Source organism: Neiella holothuriorum (genome assembly GCF_019457915.1).
GTDB classification, from domain to species: domain Bacteria; phylum Pseudomonadota; class Gammaproteobacteria; order Enterobacterales; family Neiellaceae; genus Neiella; species Neiella holothuriorum.
In genome coordinates this window covers 1-18,526 of the sequence record NZ_JAHZSS010000033.1, presented here as the reverse complement: position 1 = coordinate 18,526, position 18,526 = coordinate 1, and the positions used below count along the sequence as shown (strand labels likewise).

At 47.9% G+C, this 18,526-nt stretch carries 18 protein-coding genes and 1 tRNA gene; 12 read left to right on the top strand and 7 right to left on the bottom strand.

Annotation, left to right across the window (positions count from 1 at the left end; all coding sequences use genetic code 11):
* Window positions 1-148: 148 nt before the first annotated feature.
* Window positions 149-730, bottom strand: coding sequence for a hemerythrin domain-containing protein (locus tag K0504_RS17990; protein WP_225918223.1), 582 nt, complete (start codon window positions 728-730; stop codon window positions 149-151).
* 148 nt (window positions 731-878) lie between these two features.
* On the bottom strand, window positions 879-1,577 hold the full coding sequence (gene ung / locus K0504_RS17985) for a uracil-DNA glycosylase (RefSeq protein ID WP_318837998.1): 699 nt from the start codon (window positions 1,575-1,577) through the stop codon (window positions 879-881).
* 141 nt (window positions 1,578-1,718) lie between these two features.
* Between ung and K0504_RS17980 the strand changes: the two genes are divergently transcribed.
* The 3 genes from K0504_RS17980 (at window position 1,719) to K0504_RS17970 (ending at window position 4,088) form a co-directional block, all read left to right on the top strand.
* The gene (locus K0504_RS17980) at window positions 1,719-2,174 is read left to right on the top strand and encodes a methylglyoxal synthase (RefSeq protein ID WP_220105548.1); all 456 of its coding nucleotides are present in this window, start codon (window positions 1,719-1,721) and stop codon (window positions 2,172-2,174) included.
* A 125-nt stretch (window positions 2,175-2,299) separates the two neighbouring features.
* Window positions 2,300-3,247: a beta/alpha barrel domain-containing protein gene (locus K0504_RS17975; protein WP_220105547.1), complete on the top strand. Its 948-nt coding sequence runs from the start codon at window positions 2,300-2,302 to the stop codon at window positions 3,245-3,247.
* Between the two features lie 370 nt (window positions 3,248-3,617).
* On the top strand, window positions 3,618-4,088 hold the full coding sequence (locus K0504_RS17970) for a hypothetical protein (RefSeq protein ID WP_220105546.1): 471 nt from the start codon (window positions 3,618-3,620) through the stop codon (window positions 4,086-4,088).
* Window positions 4,089-4,190: 102 nt separating this feature from the next.
* Here K0504_RS17970 and K0504_RS17965 read toward each other — a convergent pair whose 3' ends face one another.
* On the bottom strand, window positions 4,191-4,724 hold the full coding sequence (locus tag K0504_RS17965; RefSeq protein ID WP_220105545.1) for a cytochrome b: 534 nt from the start codon (window positions 4,722-4,724) through the stop codon (window positions 4,191-4,193).
* A 259-nt stretch (window positions 4,725-4,983) separates the two neighbouring features.
* On the opposite strand from K0504_RS17965, the gene K0504_RS17960 reads away from it, so the two are divergent.
* On the top strand, window positions 4,984-6,780 hold the full coding sequence (locus K0504_RS17960; protein WP_220105544.1) for a GGDEF domain-containing protein: 1,797 nt from the start codon (window positions 4,984-4,986) through the stop codon (window positions 6,778-6,780).
* A gap of 94 nt (window positions 6,781-6,874) precedes the next feature.
* A complete protein-coding gene (locus tag K0504_RS17955) occupies window positions 6,875-7,288 on the top strand; it encodes a CBS domain-containing protein (protein WP_220105543.1) in 414 nt (137 codons plus the stop codon).
* Between the two features lie 90 nt (window positions 7,289-7,378).
* Here K0504_RS17955 and K0504_RS17950 read toward each other — a convergent pair whose 3' ends face one another.
* Window positions 7,379-7,972 (bottom strand): outer membrane beta-barrel protein, encoded by a 594-nt coding sequence (locus K0504_RS17950; RefSeq protein ID WP_220105542.1) that lies wholly within the window; start codon window positions 7,970-7,972, stop codon window positions 7,379-7,381.
* A 154-nt stretch (window positions 7,973-8,126) separates the two neighbouring features.
* On the opposite strand from K0504_RS17950, the gene K0504_RS17945 reads away from it, so the two are divergent.
* Both K0504_RS17945 and K0504_RS17940 read left to right on the top strand, forming a co-directional pair.
* A tRNA-Leu gene (locus K0504_RS17945) sits at window positions 8,127-8,213 on the top strand.
* Between the two features lie 132 nt (window positions 8,214-8,345).
* Window positions 8,346-9,383: an adenosine deaminase gene (locus tag K0504_RS17940; RefSeq protein WP_264082974.1), complete on the top strand. Its 1,038-nt coding sequence runs from the start codon at window positions 8,346-8,348 to the stop codon at window positions 9,381-9,383.
* Here K0504_RS17940 and K0504_RS17935 read toward each other — a convergent pair.
* Window positions 9,380-10,246, bottom strand: a complete 867-nt coding sequence (locus K0504_RS17935; RefSeq protein ID WP_220105540.1) for an SMP-30/gluconolactonase/LRE family protein — start codon at window positions 10,244-10,246, stop codon at window positions 9,380-9,382. The two genes, K0504_RS17940 and K0504_RS17935, sit on opposite strands and share 4 nt — an antisense overlap.
* An 82-nt stretch (window positions 10,247-10,328) precedes the next feature.
* Window positions 10,329-11,783 (bottom strand): DUF2867 domain-containing protein, encoded by a 1,455-nt coding sequence (locus K0504_RS17930; RefSeq protein ID WP_220105539.1) that lies wholly within the window; start codon window positions 11,781-11,783, stop codon window positions 10,329-10,331.
* A 132-nt stretch (window positions 11,784-11,915) separates the two neighbouring features.
* Here K0504_RS17930 and K0504_RS17925 point away from each other — a divergent pair, with 132 nt between their 5' ends.
* The 4 genes from K0504_RS17925 (at window position 11,916) to glgA (ending at window position 16,974) form a co-directional block, all read left to right on the top strand.
* The gene (locus tag K0504_RS17925; RefSeq protein ID WP_220105538.1) at window positions 11,916-13,562 is read left to right on the top strand and encodes a DUF342 domain-containing protein; all 1,647 of its coding nucleotides are present in this window, start codon (window positions 11,916-11,918) and stop codon (window positions 13,560-13,562) included.
* A 103-nt stretch (window positions 13,563-13,665) separates the two neighbouring features.
* The gene (locus K0504_RS17920; protein WP_220105537.1) at window positions 13,666-14,289 is read left to right on the top strand and encodes a super-infection exclusion protein B; all 624 of its coding nucleotides are present in this window, start codon (window positions 13,666-13,668) and stop codon (window positions 14,287-14,289) included.
* A gap of 63 nt (window positions 14,290-14,352) precedes the next feature.
* The gene (locus tag K0504_RS17915; protein ID WP_220105536.1) at window positions 14,353-15,402 is read left to right on the top strand and encodes a methyltransferase; all 1,050 of its coding nucleotides are present in this window, start codon (window positions 14,353-14,355) and stop codon (window positions 15,400-15,402) included.
* 120 nt (window positions 15,403-15,522) lie between these two features.
* Window positions 15,523-16,974 (top strand): glycogen synthase GlgA, encoded by a 1,452-nt coding sequence (glgA, locus tag K0504_RS17910; protein ID WP_220105535.1) that lies wholly within the window; start codon window positions 15,523-15,525, stop codon window positions 16,972-16,974.
* Here the strand turns inward: glgA and K0504_RS17905 are convergent.
* Window positions 16,971-17,369 (bottom strand): DUF3293 domain-containing protein, encoded by a 399-nt coding sequence (locus K0504_RS17905; protein ID WP_220105534.1) that lies wholly within the window; start codon window positions 17,367-17,369, stop codon window positions 16,971-16,973. The genes glgA and K0504_RS17905 overlap by 4 nt on opposite strands.
* 308 nt (window positions 17,370-17,677) lie before the next feature.
* Between K0504_RS17905 and arcA the strand changes: the two genes are divergently transcribed.
* Window positions 17,678-18,391, top strand: coding sequence for a two-component system response regulator ArcA (gene arcA / locus K0504_RS17900; RefSeq protein ID WP_220105533.1), 714 nt, complete (start codon window positions 17,678-17,680; stop codon window positions 18,389-18,391).
* Window positions 18,392-18,526 lie beyond the last annotated feature (135 nt).

The window sequence follows — 18,526 nt, the reverse complement described above, 5'->3', positions numbered from 1 at the left end:
AGTGCGCTTTGTTTTTGAAGGGATTCGCTTTTCCATCATAGGTCTCCAATGTGTAAACCTATTTCAGGACGGGACATAACGCCACAAAAAAGCCCCGCATTGCGGGGCTTTTTATTTTGAAAATATCGCTTATTTTTCGACGTTGTTTTTACGCGCCGAGGTTTTCTCGCAGCGACTGATAACGCTCTTGTACATTATCGCCAAACAATGGATCGGACTTGCGCGCTAATTCTTTAAGTGAATCCACATCGTCAATGCCATCATAAGGCAGTAAGGCAATGATCGCTTGCCAATCCGCGTCGGTCAGTTCTTCCCGCAACGCCGGCAAGATATGATCTTCTTCGTAGTTCAAATGATTTGTTTGAATTTCTAAAAATTCATCCAGAGCATCGATGTACTGCTGTTGGGGCACCACGGCGTCCATCAGAATCATCTCTGTCATGTCACACAAATGTTCTGTCAGCGCTGAAATTTTAATGTGCTGTTCAGCTAACTTGTGGACTCCATCGGCAACCTTCTCATCTTTCCTATGTTCAAGGTAATAGCTGTAGATGATGTCTTCACAAGGGTGGTGATGCTTGTCAGCATACTCATGTAAGTATTCAACAATATCTTTGATTAGATCGTAGCGAATGCTTCTGTCCTGGCGTAGGTCTTCCAGTTTAGCCTTGAGGAACTTGAGCAACGTCGTCATGTTGACGTGCTCCTTGTGTATGATGTCTAAGATCATGCATTTCTCTCCTGCCAATCATTGGCATCAACGCGCAGACAAGCCACGACGATGAGTTGTAGGTCAGACGGTATTATATTTATGCTAGTTCGAATGCTGAATGAGCCAGCTCAATTTTGCATAAAATTAAACCAACTACCAGTATCAATCAGTCTATTTGCCAATTGACCGGCGCGATTTGCTGCTCCATAAGCCACCGATTTGCTTGAGAAAAGCAGCCTGAGCCCATAAATGCGGCAAAATCTTTGCCGACCTTAGACGCGCCGAGCGGGCTTGGGTGAGAGGTTTTCACCACCAAATGCTTAGAGCGGTCTATTTGTTCGCACACTCCGTGCGCAAACCGGCCCCAGCTTAGAAAGACAACATGTTCACAGTGCTCATTGATTGCTTGTAGTGCCGCGTTGGTAAACTGTTCCCAGCCTTTTTTCTGATGTCCACCGGCCATACCATCGGGTACCGTCAACACGCTGTTGAGCATCATCACGCCGCGCTTGGCCCAACTTTCCAAACAACCATGAACAGGTGCTTCAACCCCAAGATCTCGGTTCAATTCTTTGAAAATATTTTTTAAAGACGGTGGCTTATCGACGCCTGGCGGTACCGAAAATGACAAGCCATGGGCTTGCCCCAGGCCGTGGTAAGGATCCTGACCAATGATCACCACTTTGACTTGCTCCAGCGGCGTCCACTCAAATGCGTTGAAGATGTTGTCGCTAGCAGGGTAAACAATTTGCCCTTGCTGCTTCTGCTCACGCAAAAACGCGCTCAAGTTCTTCATGTAATCTTGTTCGAGTTGTTCGGCAAAAAAGGTTTGCCAATAGCCGGTTAGTTTATCAATGGCGCTCACAGCTCAAATCCTCTTAAAAAAGTTGCGGCCAGCTTATCACTAATCGCGATGTAAGCGCGAAGCATTCAAAAACCCATTGCGAAGCAACTTCGGCAGAGGTAGTCTCAAGGCCATACCAACATAGTTAACTGTGCGAATCTTATGGATAAAACAACCCGTATGTTGCCAGCGCGCAAGCGTATTGCGCTTGTGGCACACGATCACATGAAAGCCGAATTGCTTGAGTGGGTCACAACTCGTAAAGAACAACTTATTCAACATCAACTATTCGGTACCGGCACGACCGGCACTTTAGTTGCCAAAGCCACAGGCATTGAAGTGACCTGCATGTTGAGCGGCCCAATGGGTGGCGATCAGCAGCTCGGCGCGCAAATTGCCGAAGGCGCGGTTGATATCATGATTTTCTTTTGGGATCCCCTAGATGCGGTTCCCCATGACCCGGATGTAAAAGCCCTGCTTCGACTTGCGGCCGTTTGGAATATTCCCGTGGCGTGTAATCCGGCATCTGCAGATTTCCTAATGGAGTCGCCACTACTCAACCAAGAATACGCGACGTCTGTGCCCGATTACGCCAGTTACTTGCAGTCTCGAACATAAGCCTCTGATCGGTATTGCGGCCACCGCTAGCAATACTTTGTTAGCAAGCATCAAACGACACTTTCGGAATGCTTGTTTCAGGCTATGCTCAACGTGTAATTACTTGAATACAAAGGTTGTGCTGAATGATTGTGAACCCACTATCAAGTCAATATTTAGGCTTTTCCATCGCAAGCCCAATTGTTGTTGCGGCTTGCCCGTTGTCGGCCAAGTTAGAAAATATCGAAGCCATGCAAGAAGCCGGCGCCGGTGCCGTGGTGCTCTTTTCGCTGTTTGAAGAATCACGCATTAATAATGGTGAGCCCGATGCACAGTTCCGTGTCTCGAGTGATGATTACCTGCGCTTAGTTGAGCAAGCCAGTAACCTCAATATCCCAATTATTGCTAGCCTCAATGGCACCAACCTCGATCACCTGAGCCAAATGACCATGGCCGTGGTAGAAGCCGGTGCACATGCCGTGGAATACAACCCTTATCACCTGCCCATCAATTTGATGCGTAGTGGCCGTGAAGTTGAAGACGAGCTGGTTGAGCTTGCCACCGAAATGCGGGCTATTTGTCAGCGCCCAATGGCCATGAAATTAATGCCAACCCTCAGCTCGCCAGGCTATCTGGCGATGGTGTTAGATGCCACCGGCATCGACGGTCTGGTCATGTTTAATCGACTTTATTTACCGCAAGTGGATACTGAATCCATGGTGCTATCGCGTCACGTACACCTTTCTCGTAAAGAGGACAGTGCTTGGGGCATTCATTGGGCATCTTTGCTACACGGCAAAATGCAGGGCTCAATCATTGGTAACAGTGGTGTTGAGCACGCAGAACAAGCGTTACAATATTTGCTATCAGGTGCTGAAGCCGTCCAAGTTGCATCGAGCCTAATCCGTAACGGAATCGATTATATTGGCACCTTAAACCGCGGTTTGCGGGACTGGATGGAGCATCATGAATGCGCCGATATTTCCAGTATTATTGGTTTGCTAAGCGAGCAGCGCCAAGCCGATAGCGCTTCACAAGATCGAATCAGCTATATGAAAAGCCTGCACAACTTCCAAAGCCCTCACTTCAAATAGGCTGGGCGGTTAAATCGAACCTCAATAAGCCAACCTTCGGGTTGGCTTTTTAATTCGCATATTAGCTTCAATCACGCCCCCACCTCGTTCGCTTTTTTAACCGGCAAGAGCTCATATAACGTACTGAAAAAGTTTAAAAAAAGAACAGAATACCACGATTTACAGGTTTCTTGGTAGAAAGGCCGCCATTTAAGTTTACTTCCACCCCGATAAAGTAGATAAAACCCACAGACATCATTTTATCTTGTTGATGAAAATAGCCTTTTAAGGCTCATTCCACATGTGTGTAGGTGACTTGCTCCGCTTACATTGGCACGCATGGAACATGTGCTTTTTATCGTGAATACACACACCATTTAGGAAATATAACGTGGATCTTAAGAACAACGACAAACTCAAACAAGCCGAAGCAAAAGCACAAGCGCTTCAAGCTGAATTGAAAGCAAAAGGGCCGATGGAATTTGCAAAAGCAAACATGCCGCTGGTTGGCGGAGCTGCGGCTCTTTTACTGATCGTGTTGTACCTGCTGTTATCAGGTGGTTCAAGTAGCGCATCTTCGGAAAAGTCGTTCTTCCAGGATACGGTTAAACTAAAAACCTGTGCGCCAGTCACCCCGTCCATGACACTGGCGACCGCCAGAAGCCAATTGAAGCTGAAACATGCTGACTACATAAACGAAGTACGCGAGCAGTTTTCAAGTAAGGCAGAAGCGGAACAATTTGAAGATAAATTTAATCGCCGCGTACAGGCAGCGACAATCGCCCAGCAAATGTCTCTTGAAGCGTCCTCTAAAAGTGAACGCAAAGCATTCATTGAAGCCTGTAAGAGCCTGACGTTCTAATTGCTTGTGACCAAGGTGACGGCGATTGATCCTGCTTCAATCCCATCACATGGACAAAAAAAGCCGGCTTATCGCCGGCTTTTTATAGGGTTCGAGTTAGGACTATTTCTTATGACCAAACATGCGGCGCATGGTGTCATCTTTTAAGCCAAAATGATGGTAAAGCGCCGCAACAACATGCAGCACAATAAGTCCGATGAGTATATTGCCGCCGATTTCATGTACTTCATGAGCAATGCCACCTAGCGTTTTCATTTTTTCTTCCGCACCTGGAATTTCGAACAAGCCGAAAAACGGAATACTGTGGCCGCCAGCGTAAGACATAACCAACCCACTAAATGGCAGAGCCAGCATGGCTAAATACAACAAGCCGTGGGCAACTGACGCCATGGTTTTCTTGAGGCCATCACCAATTGGCGCGGGCTTGCCAATTTTCTTAATCAGCACGATTCGAATAATGATCAGTGCCGCGAGTAGCAAGCCTAAAGACTTGTGCCAAAAATAAAGCTCAAATTTTTCTGGCCCGCGAGGCATCTCGCCAGCGTACAGAATAATGGCAATAGCTGCGATCATCGCAATAGCCATCAGGCCATGCATGAACTTGATCACAGGGTGAAATTTGTCGGGGGAGGTCATGGTCGAGTCCTTTTTTATTAGTATTCAACAGGTTCGTCTGGTGCACTGCGTCAAGTTGAGTCTACGAGAATCGAATATCAAATCAACTCCACAGGATTGAAAATTACAAAAGATTACACAACCAACAGCGGTATCGATTAAACAATTAAGATTGCTAGAAGGTATCTGCTAACAGTCAAATAAAAGCTCTAAAATTTAATAAAAATGTCATGCATTACTGGCAATGTGCGCTTTTGAAGCACACTGCAAGGTCAGTAGCATGAGTACACGCCACCCTCTTTACAATGAACTCACTCGCGTCATCGCGCAGCAGCAAATCACGCCATTATTTCAACCGATAGTGCATTTGCAGCGCGGCTCAGTGGTAGGCTACGAAGCGCTCAGCCGAGGGCCATCTGACAGTCCATTGCATTCGCCTGCAGCCTTGTTTGATGTGGCTCAGCAAACCAATCGGCTATCGAATCTCGACCTTCTCTGTCGCCTGTGCGCCATTCGCCGTTTTGTTGAATTCGATACCAATGCATTGCTGTTCATCAATGTCAGTCCGGTCACCTTGCTCCATGAAGATCACCCAAAAGGCCGTACCTTAGAATTGCTCAATCAATTTAATCTCAAACCTGAGCAAGTGGTGATTGAACTGTCCGAGCAACATCAAGTTGATGATTCACAAACCTTACAGAACGCCGTGGAGCATTACCGCAAGCTCGGCTTCCTGATTGCTATTGATGATCTTGGCTCTGGCTTCTCAGGCTTAAAACTCTGGTCTGAAATTCGCCCCGACATCATTAAGATTGATCGTTACTTTGTCAGCCAGATCCATGCCGATCCGCTTAAAAAAGAATTTGTTCGTAGTATTGTGTCATTAGCGCAAACCACCGGTTCTAAAGTCGTTGCCGAGGGTATTGAAACCGATGAAGAACTGATCCAAGTTCAGGAGCTGGGCATTGATTACGGTCAGGGTTACTTGCTAGGCCACCCTCAACCAGAAATTGGTTTAGAGCCCGTCGGTGTTTATAAAATTCGAAATGAGCGCAGCACCTCGTTGCAAGGTTTAAATGACACGGCATTACAGTTGCTAACGCCAGCGCATCCAGCGCCATTCGACATGCCAGTGGGTACCGTGGTCGATCGTTTTTTAAATGATCCCAACCTTCATTCAATAGCCATCGTCGAAAATCATAACCCTGTGGGCATCGTTCAACGTTCAGCCTTACTTGAACTGTTTTCAACGCCCTACGGACGAGCGTTAAATGAACGACGCCCCATTTCTCAGGTCATGCAATTAAACCCCGTTGTCGTTGATGCAGAAACGCCATTAGAAGTAGTAAGCCGAACAGTAACTGACGAAGAAAGCTTTGATGTAAATACTCACTTCATTGTTACAACAGAAGGCAGTTACAAAGGGCTAGGATCGGTGCGTAGCCTATTGCGCCGAATCACTGAATCCAGAATCCAAAGTGCGCGCTATGCCAACCCACTGACGATGCTGCCGGGCAATGTCCCCATCTATCGAGAAGTGGAGCGCCTGCTGCACAAACCGAAAGACTTTATATTTGCCTATTTGGATTTAAATAATTTCAAGCCTTACAACGACGTTTATGGTTACGGCCGCGGTGACATGGTCATCCAGTTGGTTGCCGAATTACTCAAAACACACGCATCAGGCCCGGGTAACTTTATTGGCCACGTGGGCGGCGATGATTTTGTCGCCATATTAACCACTGACAACTGGCAACAGCGCTGCCAACTAATCCTCAATGATTTTGACGCTCGCATTAGCCACTACTATGAGCACTCCGATGTGGCGCAAGGCGGTATTGTTGCTCGAACTCGCAGTGGAGCCGAGCAGTTCTTCCCGTTACTTGGCCTATCCATCGGCGCCGTTCAGCCCGATCTGCAAGGCTGCCATTCTCACCATGATATTGCGGCATTAGCGGCGGACGCGAAAAAACAGGCAAAACGTACGGTCGTTAGCTCGTTGTTTATTTCACGACGTCGAGTTCCAAACTCAGCTAGCCCTCTTAGCAAACCATTACAAATAGCCGAATCAGCGTAATTGATGTGGGCTAAGTAACCCTTTTGGCAATACAATTGGCTGTTTTTGTGTTTGCTGCACATACTGATGGCATAGAGTTCAGGGAGATTTACCTATGCCACATACACACCAAGTACGCGATTTCATGCAAAAGCACTACCCACACATTCAGGTGGGTAGCCCATTAACAGAAACTGTTGATTTACTTCGCGAATACGGTACAACCGGCACCCCCGTTGTTAACGGCCGCCGACAGTTAAAAGGCTTTGTCTCTGAGCAAGACTGTATTCGCATGCTGATTAGTGCCTCTTACTTTTGTGATACCACGTTAAAAGTGGAAGACGTCATGAGCAAAAGCCCGCTATCGGTATCGCCTGATATGGGGTTGGTCGATTTAGCGCAGCAGATGGTCAAGGAAAAACCGAAGATCTACCCTGTTGTCGAAGATGACAAAGTTATCGGCGTCATTAGTCGCTCTGATGTCATGGCAGCGTTAGCCACGGCCCTGAAATCCTGCACTCCGGTGTAGCGGATTTTCACATCAAAAAGGCATGCCAAGCGGCATGCCTTTTTAGTTTCTAACGGGTAATCTATGTGCTTGCCACCAACTGCCGTTCATTCAAAATTTGAGCATGATGCTGGCGATGGCTTGATGCTGATTAAAGTCGTCGCCGCCTAGCTGGCTAATCCACTCCAGCCGAGTCACCAAGGCGTCAGTAATAGGAAACTCTCCCCCTAACCCAACAAGAAAGCTGAACTGGCTGTCACTAGCGGCGCACATTGTCCGTTCATCATCGGATGCACATTGCTCGTTCGATTCTTGTTGGTAGCGAATGATATCGTAATCATCATACTGCACGCCCATTCGATAAAATGCTGCAAAGTCAGTGTAATAGGCGTAGCCAAGAAGGCTTGCGGAAAGGTTAAAGCTGTGTTCAATATCGACGCTAGGCAAACTGTCACTGACACCTTCTGCATCGGCGTAACGGCCACCGGCAAACTCAATAGCCCAAACGTCCTGAAAACGATAACCGCCATAGAACTGCCAATTTGCTTGCCACTCGGTATCAACGTAATCCGCATCGAACTGGCCATAACCAACACCGCCGCCAATATAAAGCGGTGACGTGAGCGGCGGGTTGATCAACTCCCATCGTGCAGCAAAGGCACTGGGCAATAACAAGATAAGGCTGAGTGACAGCATCCGTAACATAATAAAAATCCGTGGAACTTCCGGTAAGGCCTGTTGCTTACCCTAAATGAATCGCAAGCTCACAGCAGTATTTTCCACCAATTTAATGAAAAAAGTGCTTGCGCGCTATCAAATAAATCAAGTAAGATTCGCGCCGCGCTTAAAGGCGCAACCTGCAGAAGTGGCGGAATTGGTAGACGCGCTAGCTTCAGGTGCTAGTGTCCGTTAGGACGTGGGAGTTCAAGTCTCCCCTTCTGCACCAAATTATTAAGGCTCGTATCCCATTGGGGTACGAGCCTTTTTTCATTTTCCGACCAAAAATTGACCTGTCACCATTGACCATCAATCATGATTAGCGATACTTCACCTATAGTCGCCACAACAGATGAGTCGTATGGATCAGTTTCTGGCACAGTTGCCCAAAGTTGAACTTCACCTCCACATCGAAGGTACATTAGAGCCTGAGATGATGTTTGCTCTTGCTGAGCGGAACGGCATTGCGCTGCCTTATCGCAGCCCAGAAGCGCTACGTGAGGCTTATCAGTTCGACAACCTTCAGTCGTTCCTTGACTTGTACTATCAAGGCGCAGCGGTATTGCGCACCCGTGACGATTTCTATGACTTGGCCATGGCGTATTTCAAACGCTGCGATCAAGAGCAAATCCTTCACTATGAAATCATGTTCGATCCGCAAACTCATCTGAATCGTGGTGTCCGAATGAATACCATGATGGAAGGTTTAGTGGGCGCCCAGCAAGATGCTCAACGTCATTATGGAGCGAGCAGCAACTTAATATTGTCATTGCTGCGCCACTTACCAGAAGAAGATGGCATCGCCGCGTTAGAACAAGCGAAACCATGGCAGCATCTAATCAATGCGATTGGATTAGATTCTAGTGAGCGGGGCAACCCACCAAGCAAATTCAAACGAGCTTTTGAGCTGGCAGATAGTTATGGCTGGCACCGAGTTGCTCATGCTGGCGAAGAAGGACCTGCCGACTACATTTGGGAAGCCCTTCGTGATTTGCAGGTGCGCCGCATCGATCATGGCGTGCGTTGCCAAGAAGATGCGCAATTGGTTGAATACCTGATACATCACCAAGTGCCGCTGACAGTCTGTCCGCTATCAAACGTCCGCTTAGGCGTTTATAACGATTTGCGTCAACACAACTTAAAACAGTTACTGGAATTAGGTTTGTGCGTCACACTTAACAGTGATGATCCAGCTTATTTTGGCGGCTATCTCACCACCAATATGTTGGCGGTGCAAAATGCCCTGAAGCTTTCAGAAACTCAATGGATTCAATTAACGACCAATGCGATCAACGCAAGCTTTGCACCGGTGGAGCGTAAAATGGCCCTCAAACAGCGGTTGACCTCAGCGGTTGTGAACTACCACCTTGGGCCAACCTCTCAAGTCGCAGGCGCTTAGCCTGCGAAGCGCGGCTCAACGCAGCCAGCAACCTCAACTTCAACGGCAAAAATAGAACCTGAAAGCGGATACTGCGCCGCTTCTTCAGGGGAGCCCGCCTTCGTGGTAGTAATATAGAGCGTTTTAAGATCGGCGCCGCCAAATGCAACCATGGTTGGGTTTTGAGCCGGCACAGCGATGGTATTAATGATTTCACCCGCAGGATTCATTTGCACCACACGTCCACCGCCATAAAGCGCAGACCAATAATTCCCTTCAGAATCGACCGAAGCGCCATCTGGGCGGCCCCAACCTTTGGGAAACTCAGCAAAGATTCGCTCATTGCTCACCGAGCCAGATGCCAAGTCATAGTCGCAGGCAAAAATAGTGTGTCGCGGCGTATCAGAATAGTAGAGGGTTTTATTGTCAGGGCTAAAAGCGACCCCGTTCGATGTCCAATTGTGACCCACCAATTGTTTCGCTTCGCCGTGTTGCAAGCTGTAAAAATGGCCACTGTAGGCATCTTTATTCGGATTCACGGTACCTGCAATAAAGCGGCCAGCAGCATCACATCGGCCATCATTGAAACGCTGCCAAGGTTTGTCTGCTTCAGGATCGGCAATGGCTTCAATTGCCCCATCCAAGCTAGCAATTTTAACAAAACCTGAGCGTAACCCTGCGACAAAACCGCCGGACTCGGCGAGGGCAAAACAGCCAATTTCTTCGTCGAGTTGCAAAAATTTATTGTCACCCGTTTTCGGATCAAACTGATTCAAACGACAATTGTCGATATCTACCCAATATAGCGTCTGAGTTTGCTCATCCCAACGTGGGCATTCGCCCAATTTGGCATCAATGCGAAGCGCTGTTTTCACCAATCCCATAAAATTTCCTTAATGCCAGGCGGCCAGTCGATGTAAAAAAACGGTCGTCACTCTAGCATTAAATGACGCCTCACCAAACCAGCTAATCGAGCGGTTGACCTTGTTCCGCTTGTTTCGCTAATTCGGCCATTCTCGCAGTCATCCCATTGAGGAGTAATTGATGCCAAGGCGCATAAAAATACCAGTACGCAAGCCCCCAAAACCCAGCCGGGTGCCACAACAATTCAACGTTTAGTCGGCACCTGGGTTGCGCTTCAACGCCAGACAGAGGCGTAACGGTTAATTGCATGCCGCCACCGCCCGGAGCCTTCATACCAAATTTCATCACCAGTCGGCGCTGTGATTTAACCGATAAGATTCGCCACGAATCAACCATTTCACCCACCGTTAAGGTGGCTGGGTTGGTTCGGCCATGATTCCGACCAGGGCCGCCGATGGCCCAGTCCATCCATTCACGCATTGCCCACAAGCTATCTAAATAGAAATATCGATGCTTGCCACCGAGTAAGTTAATCACTTGCCAAACCGATGCGGGGCTGGCCGCTATCTCAATCGATTGACTAGCACATTTGGCATAAAAACCATGCAATGGTGAAAAATTGCGGAAGGTAGGTACCCCGTCTTGCCATTGCTCGGGGTAATGCTCGACCGATTCGTCATTCAACACCGCTTCTACCGCTTGTTCTAGTGACATTAATTGTTGCGGGATGAGTTGTTGAAGCGACTCAGGAGAAGCTTGCAGAGGCTCGCCTAAGCCAGCAATCAACGCTCGCGCCAACGAACGAGGCACTGACGTAACGATTCCCAATACCGCGGCAGCAAGCCAAATCGGTAATCCTGGAACGCCAATCACTTTGCAGCGGCGTTTTAAGCTAATCGCCAAACGCTCCATCATACGTTGATAGCTAATCCATTCTGGACCCGCCGCATCGTAGCATTTGCCTGCAGATTCAGGCAGTTCAGCCAAGCGCACTAAATAGTAAGTTAAGTCGGCGATGGCAATCGGCGGCACTTTGGTGCGAATAGAAGCTGGCGTGAAGATCACTGGCAAGTGGCCAACCATGTCTCGCATCACTTCAAATGCAGCAGAGCCAGGCGCAACAACAATACCGGCTCGTAGTTCAGTGACCGGCACTTGTGATGACGCAAGTACTTTGCCTGTCGCGATTCGAGCTAACATGTGCTCGGATTTTGGATTGGCCGACACCAAGCTCCCCATATAGATGATTCGCTTCACATCGGCTTGTTGTGCTGCTTGCGTTAAATTTCTGGCAGCGCTGATTTCACGCTCATTATGATGCTCGCCATCAGACATGCCATGCATCAGGTAATAAATAAGTTCTACTTGCTCAAGGGCGGGCGTAATCGATTCAACATCAAGCAAGTTTAGGGTATAGCGAGAACAGTTGAGTTCAGGCCAAGGCCAAGGTCTATTGGCATCTCGTGACGAAACGCAAACCTGATGTCCTTGTTCAACTAAAGCTGGCACTAGTTTCCGGCCGATGGTGCCAAATGCTCCAATTACCAGTATTTTCATTTAGTACCATCCATATGTAATTTATTTGCTCAGCAGTATGACCCATGTCACTAACAAATATATCCAATTCTTGCTAAAGCAAATTTTCACTGACAATATGCCATTGCTGTACGAATAATAGGATTTTTTAACGTGTCGAACGATAAGTTGCTTCGAAACATCGAGACCAACAACGTTGAGTTGCATATGCAGCTGTCTCGTTTGCAGCAAGCAAATCTTGATGAAATTATCGTTACTTTGGGTAAATCCAAGTACGCGACGTGCCTATTTGAGCCTGCGCACTTGTATCAATTGCTCACCAAAGCGCAAGAACAACAAAACGATCCGGCTATCGTTATTATCGGTCAATCGTCTGATGCTGAGCTGACCATTGAGATCGAAGGTGGCGGCATGTCAGCGGTGGCTGAATTACGCCCCGCCGCGGGCGGCAAAAGCCTATCCCATGAGGACGTTGTACGAGTCATTGCCAAAGCCGGCATTAAACATGGCCTCAATCCTAAAGCCGTTGATATTCTGAGCGAGCACTCCAAGCCCAACAAAAAAGCGAAAAAGATCCGCTGCACCATCGCCAAAGCAACGATGCCGGTGTACGGCAGAGATGGCCGTTTGGAGCAGCTCACCCCAACATTAAAAGATCGCGTGTTGAGACCTCAAGCCACCGGCTCGGGTAACGTTGATCCACGTGATTTTGGCGCCATCATTTCTGTTGACCAAGGGGCGCCACTCATGCGCCGCATTCCATCCATTCTAGGGAAAGATGGTATTTCGGTCACCGGTGCCGTATTGCCAGCGCCGCCAGTGAAACACATTGAATTAAAGGCCGATGAAGGTTCGGAGCTCAAAGACGGTGACGAAAACACCTTAGTCGCCAATCGTCTGGGCATTCCAGTGTTAACTGAAACCGGCATGAAGGTTGTCGATACCCTCGAAGTTGAGGCGGTTGATAATCGCTCCGGTCATATCGAATACCGTGGTAGCGTCGTGGTGAAATACAATGTTGCTGAAAGCATGCATATCACCGTTGGTGGTGACGTGCTGGTCATGGGCAATATTGAAGGTTGTATTATTGAAGCCGAAGGCGATATCACCATTGAAGGTGGCGCCTACGGTCATATCAGCAGTGATCATCAGTACAACTGCCAGATTAAAGCGCAAGGCGACGTGGTGGTTGGCATGGCTCAGAATGTTCACATCGTCGCGGGTAAGAACATTCACGTGAAGAAACAAGCCCTTCACTGCCATTTGGATTGCAACGAAAGTGCTTATATCGGTATCCAACAACCAAACGACGGCACCTTAATTGGCGGCCGCGCTTTGGTAGGGAAAGGCCTGTATTGCGGCGAATTGGGTGCGACAGCCGGTGTTCCAACCACCATTGATCTGTCAAACCAATATCAAATCGCGCTCAACGAATTAGAGTTTGCTCGCCAGCAATTAGCCGATGAACAGCAAGCGCTGACCGAATTAGCAAGCGAAATGGCACACATCAAAGAACAACCGCAAAGCGCTGAAATTCAAGTGCAACTGGAAATGTGCCAGTCATTTTTCCGCGATCAGAAACAACTCGTTGAAGCGCGTGAATTCGACGTGCAAGTGGCTCAAAGCAAGTTATCTCGTGTTAACGAGTCCGTTGAAGTCGTTGTTGCCAAAAAACTGTTCAGCCGTATCGACTTCAGTTTGGGTAGCCAATGGGCGCTTTCAACATCTCGCGATTACGGCCCAAGCAAGGTGTTTTATCAAGGCAACAGCCTACAGTTAGAGCCACACAACCCGTCATAAGCCATTTGGCCGAAACAATTTTAAATTTCGGCCAACCCATGCCTGTTCAGGCACGCTAATTGCTAAACATTAACCATGGTGTCAATCCAATGGCAAATGTTTCATGAAAGCGATGATTTACGACTCTCCATTTAACCGCAGTAGTTTCAACCGCGCCCTACTGGTTGCTTTTGTAATCAGTGGGTTATTGCTATTTATTCCAGATCCAATGCTGGCGAAACTTAATCTGGCGGGCGTGATGGCGCATTACGGTGCCGCCGTGTCACTAATTTATCTCGGCATTCTCAGCTATTTTGCCGTGCAGGCGCTGTCAATGATTTGGCAAGCCATGTCGGAGCGCTGGCGCTGGAATAGAAATCAAGACTTGGCACGCAACAAGGCGTTGTCATTTGATCACGAAGAGCGAGCGTTACTGCGTGAATTTTTCTTACAACGCCGTAGTTCGTTAATTCTACCAATCCATCAAGAAGCGGTTCAGCGCCTTACTCAAACTTGTGTACTGCAAGAAATCGAGAGTAACGAGCCTTTGCAAGAAGGTCAGGCCCGCTTTGTGATTGCCGCGAGTGCTCGGCCATTTATGACCAGTAACAACCTACGGTTACCGGTGAGCGAGTTGACTGACGATGATATTCGTTATTTCAAAGCGGCACGCCCTGAATACATTAAAGCTCAATTAAAGCAGCAATGGCGTGAGCAATTGAAAGCTCAACGTCGCCAAGCGGCTTAAGCTGTTGAGCCCCCCACCCAACCTTCTGATATAATCGGCTCCGGTCATTTCCGGAGCCTTTTCATGTCGTCTTTTTTGTCTGATGCCAGCAAATTGTTGGTTCGTAATATCGAGCTTTTTCAAGGCAAGCGCTGCCTGTTGATGAATAACCCTGCCGACCAATTTGGCCGCGAATTGAGCGCGACGGCTAGCGCGGTATACAGCTACAACTATCACTTCGGATATCACCAGCAACTCACCTCACAGTTACCCTCGGATCATTGCCACTTTGGCGTTGAATTACCGCAAGACTGGGCGAACTTCGATGCAATCATCATCTACTGGCCGAAAGAAAAATCATTAGCGAGTTACTTAGTTCAGCATGTGCTCAATCACTGCCAATCCGATGCGATGGTGTACTGCATTGGCCCCAATAAAGAAGGGATCCGCAGTGCCGCCAGTATCGCCAAATCGATTGGTATAAAGAGTAATAAGCTTGATGCGGCAAAGCACTGCAGCTTATTTGGGCTGCCTGTGGCGAGTATCGACGACGCGATTTCCCCACTATCTATCGAATCGCAGCAAAAAACATTTAGTGTCGAGTGGCAGCAACAGCACATTCAACTGGTCACCGTACCTGGCGTATTTAGTGCCAACCATCTGGATGACGGCACAGCGCTGTTACTGAACAGTTTGCCCGACGATCTAGGCGAGCAAGTGCTCGACTTTGGCTGTGGTTGCGGCATTGTTGCCACCGCTCTAGCCCATCAACAAACAAAGCGTGACGTCTATGCCGTGGATGTGAACGCATTCGCCCTTTATGCCACGCAACAAACATTGGCCGCGAATCAACTTTCCGCCACGGTTTACCCTGTTACCGGTGTCAACGACATTACGCAAAACCAGCTTTCGGCGATCGTCACTAACCCGCCATTTCATCAGGGTGTAAAAACCCATTATCAGGTGACTGAAGATTTAATTCGGCTCGCGCCTCAAAAGCTTAATCGAAACGGGCAGTTAGTTGCAGTTGCCAACCGATTTTTGCAATATCCGGAGTTGTTGGCGGCAGCCTTTAAAGACAATCAACGCCTCAATCAAACCAGTAAGTTTGTCGTATATCAAAGTAGATCCTGATAAGCTCCAACTGTTTTCATAGTGCTTACGGGTCGTTAACAACGATTATCAAATCACACACATTGTTACCGTAACGACTCAGTTGGGCGCAGCATTTAAGTAATCTGTAGTGAGGAACCCATGCGCGTACTGTTTCTGGCCAGCGAAGTTGATGGACTAATAAAAACCGGCGGATTAGCCGATGTAGCCCGAGTATTACCCATTGAGCTGCAAAACAATGATGTCGAAGTAGCCATCATGATGCCGTGCTATCCGCAAGTAAAAGCTCTCCTTCATCCCGGTCAAGAAGCGCCAGAGCAAATCACCATGCAACTGGGCTCCACCCACTATGTTTACCATGTCCATGAGCTGTCACCTTTCGGTGTGCCGGTTTATGCCATTGATTGCCCTGAATACTTTAATCGCGAACGTCCTTACGATGACGGTCAACATGCCTATGCCGACAATGGCGAACGCTTTTCCTTTTTCGCCATGGCCGCTCTGCAAACCGCACAAATGCTCAATTACAAACCCGATATTGTGCATTGTAATGACTGGCACACGGCCCTAGCGCCGTTCTTCTTGAAGTCGGTATTGCGCGACAATTCATTTTTCGCTGACACTCGCTCGGTCCTGACAGTGCACAACGGTGCTTACCAGGGCAATTACGATCTCAATACGATTCATTTCGCCCACACCTTCTCGCACTTCACTGAAGAAGGTATGTATGACAGCTACAACATCATTAACTTTCTCAAGTGTGGCGTACTGTATGCCGATGCGATTAATGCGGTAAGCCCGTCATATGCGCAAGAACTGTTATCGCCATTGGGCGGTCACAACATGTCGCATATTTTTCAACGCCGCAGCGAAGCATTGACCGGCATTCTCAACGGTTGTGATTACGGCGAGTGGAATAGTGAAACAGACAGCTATTTAACGGCCAATTACACCGCCGATGATCTTGCGGGTAAAGCCGTATGTAAAAAAGCGTTGCAACAAAAAATGGGCTTACCACCAAAAGCTGACGTGCCTTTGTTTGCCATGGTGAGCCGCTTTACCGACCAAAAAGGCTTTAGCATTTTAGTACCCGCCCTAGAGCGTTTCTTAGAAAGTGGCGATGCACAAGTGGCCATTGTCGGCAGTGGCGAAAAAGCCATTACAGAAGCACTTGAACGGCTCGCAGCTAAGCACCCTAACCGTCTTGGCTTATTCGTTGGCTACAGCGATGCCTTAAGCCACCAAGCCCAAGCCGGTGCCGATTACTTTTTAATGCCATCTATTTTTGAGCCGTGTGGGCTCACTCAAATGTTTAGCTTGGCTTACGGCTCCTTGCCGGTAGCCAGAGAAGTGGGCGGCTTAAAAGATACCGTCATTGGTTACACCAACGACAATTCGGCTGCGGCAAACGGTATTACTTTCATTGATCCAAACCCGGAAGGTATGTATTGGGCACTCGAAAAAGCTGCTCATCTCTACCAAGACGAGCCTGAGCACTATCGTCAGATTCAGCAAAATGCCATGGCAACGCGTTTCTTCTGGCAAGAAGCGACGGAGCAATACTTAGCGCTGTATCACAAGCTATTAAGCTAAACGCAGCGAACACGCGATCTGAAACGGCCCAATGTCGTCATCGTATGTTCGGTCAGCAATACTGGGTACAAATTCAATGTACCCTGCTCAACCCAATAAATGGCGTTTTGCTCAAATTGTTGTGCAAGCGCCTTACCGGCTGCTAAATCAGCAAACACGAACCAACCTGCTTCTCCATGACTAAAATCGGGAGCCCAACCGGTCATCGCACGAAAACGATAACCAGCAAACTCCAACTCGTTGAGCAATACGTTATTACGCAGCAAGTTGGTGGGCGCTAACAGCAATTCGCCGCGGGGGTTACAGGCAGTAATAACGAATCCTGTGACATCTTCAGGTAGCCATTGGTTACAGCTAAAAACGGTTTCCGAATAAAGATGCCACGTGTTTTTCACAATAATCCTCAAAAAAATTTAAGTTTTTTTCGATCATTCGACATGCGTTCTTGTAACGCAATATTTCCAGGTTTGGCGCATTTGTAACCACCCCCAAACCAGTCCCAAACTATTTTTTAACAATTAATCATACAGAACAACATAACTGAACTAATCTTGAATGAAATCAACACATGGCGTGTTAAATCGGCATTAGGATTTGCTCCTTCCGAGTGCGTCACAACGGAACCTTTGGCCTCATCGTTACTCCAACATCACAAGTCGGCCTTGAAGGCACCACATAAATTAATATAAAGCTAGGTACAAATATGGAAACTCCAAGCATCCTCATTGTTGAAGACGAAACAGTAACTCGCACAACACTGCGTCACTTATTTGAAGCCGAGGGCTATCAAGTTGACGAAGCCAGCGATGGCGAAGAAATGCACCAAAAATTGCTGGCTAATAAAGACGTAGACTTAGTCATTATGGATATCAACTTACCCGGCAAAAATGGTTTGTTACTGGCTCGAGAGCTGCGCGAAGAAAAAGACATCGCGTTGATCTTTTTAACCGGTCGCGATAATGAAGTTGATAAGATTCTTGGTCTTGAAATTGGCGCTGATGACTACATCACGAAGCCATTTAACCCACGTGAGTTAACAATTCGTGCCCGCAACTTATTGACTCGCACCATGGCCGATGAAAAGGCCGAAGGCGATGACGATGTATCCGAGTACCTGTTCAGTGGCTGGCGCTTAGACGTAAACAGCCGCACCTTGAACTCTCCGACAGGTGATTCATTTAAATTGCCACGCAGTGAATACCGCGCGTTGGAAATGTTCATTCAGCAACCGGGTAAAATCCTAACTCGTGCCGATTTGCTAATGCGCATGACTGGCCGAGAATTGCGTCCAAATGACCGTACGGTAGATGTGACCATTCGCCGAATTCGTAAGCACTTTGAGTCTGAGCCTTCTTCAGCGGAAATCATTTCCACCATTCACGGTGAAGGTTATCGCTTTACCGGTGAGCTTGAATAATAAGCCTGCCCCAGACACAAAAAAGCCGTTGGTTTTCCAACGGCTTTTTTTATGGATCTGTCCCGTCCTGAAATAGGTTTACACATTGGAGACCTATGATGGAAAAGCGAATTTCTTCAATAAGAAAGCGCACTC

What these genes read in the sequence shown, in the direction of transcription:
- K0504_RS17915 (WP_220105536.1), top strand. Translation starts at nt 14,353, where the DNA reads ATGTCGTCTTTTTTGTCTGATGCCAGCAAATTGTTGGTTCGTAATATC.
- arcA (WP_220105533.1), top strand. Translation starts at nt 17,678, where the DNA reads ATGGAAACTCCAAGCATCCTCATTGTTGAAGACGAAACAGTAACTCGC.
- K0504_RS17950 (WP_220105542.1), bottom strand. Translation starts at nt 7,972, where the DNA reads ATGTTACGGATGCTGTCACTCAGCCTTATCTTGTTATTGCCCAGTGCC.
- K0504_RS17920 (WP_220105537.1), top strand. Translation starts at nt 13,666, where the DNA reads ATGAAAGCGATGATTTACGACTCTCCATTTAACCGCAGTAGTTTCAAC.
- K0504_RS17990 (WP_225918223.1), bottom strand. Translation starts at nt 730, where the DNA reads ATGATCTTAGACATCATACACAAGGAGCACGTCAACATGACGACGTTG.
- K0504_RS17960 (WP_220105544.1), top strand. Translation starts at nt 4,984, where the DNA reads ATGAGTACACGCCACCCTCTTTACAATGAACTCACTCGCGTCATCGCG.
- K0504_RS17940 (WP_264082974.1), top strand. Translation starts at nt 8,346, where the DNA reads ATGGATCAGTTTCTGGCACAGTTGCCCAAAGTTGAACTTCACCTCCAC.
- K0504_RS17955 (WP_220105543.1), top strand. Translation starts at nt 6,875, where the DNA reads ATGCCACATACACACCAAGTACGCGATTTCATGCAAAAGCACTACCCA.
- K0504_RS17930 (WP_220105539.1), bottom strand. Translation starts at nt 11,783, where the DNA reads ATGAAAATACTGGTAATTGGAGCATTTGGCACCATCGGCCGGAAACTA.
- K0504_RS17980 (WP_220105548.1), top strand. Translation starts at nt 1,719, where the DNA reads ATGGATAAAACAACCCGTATGTTGCCAGCGCGCAAGCGTATTGCGCTT.
- K0504_RS17935 (WP_220105540.1), bottom strand. Translation starts at nt 10,246, where the DNA reads ATGGGATTGGTGAAAACAGCGCTTCGCATTGATGCCAAATTGGGCGAA.
- K0504_RS17965 (WP_220105545.1), bottom strand. Translation starts at nt 4,724, where the DNA reads ATGACCTCCCCCGACAAATTTCACCCTGTGATCAAGTTCATGCATGGC.
- glgA (WP_220105535.1), top strand. Translation starts at nt 15,523, where the DNA reads ATGCGCGTACTGTTTCTGGCCAGCGAAGTTGATGGACTAATAAAAACC.
- K0504_RS17975 (WP_220105547.1), top strand. Translation starts at nt 2,300, where the DNA reads ATGATTGTGAACCCACTATCAAGTCAATATTTAGGCTTTTCCATCGCA.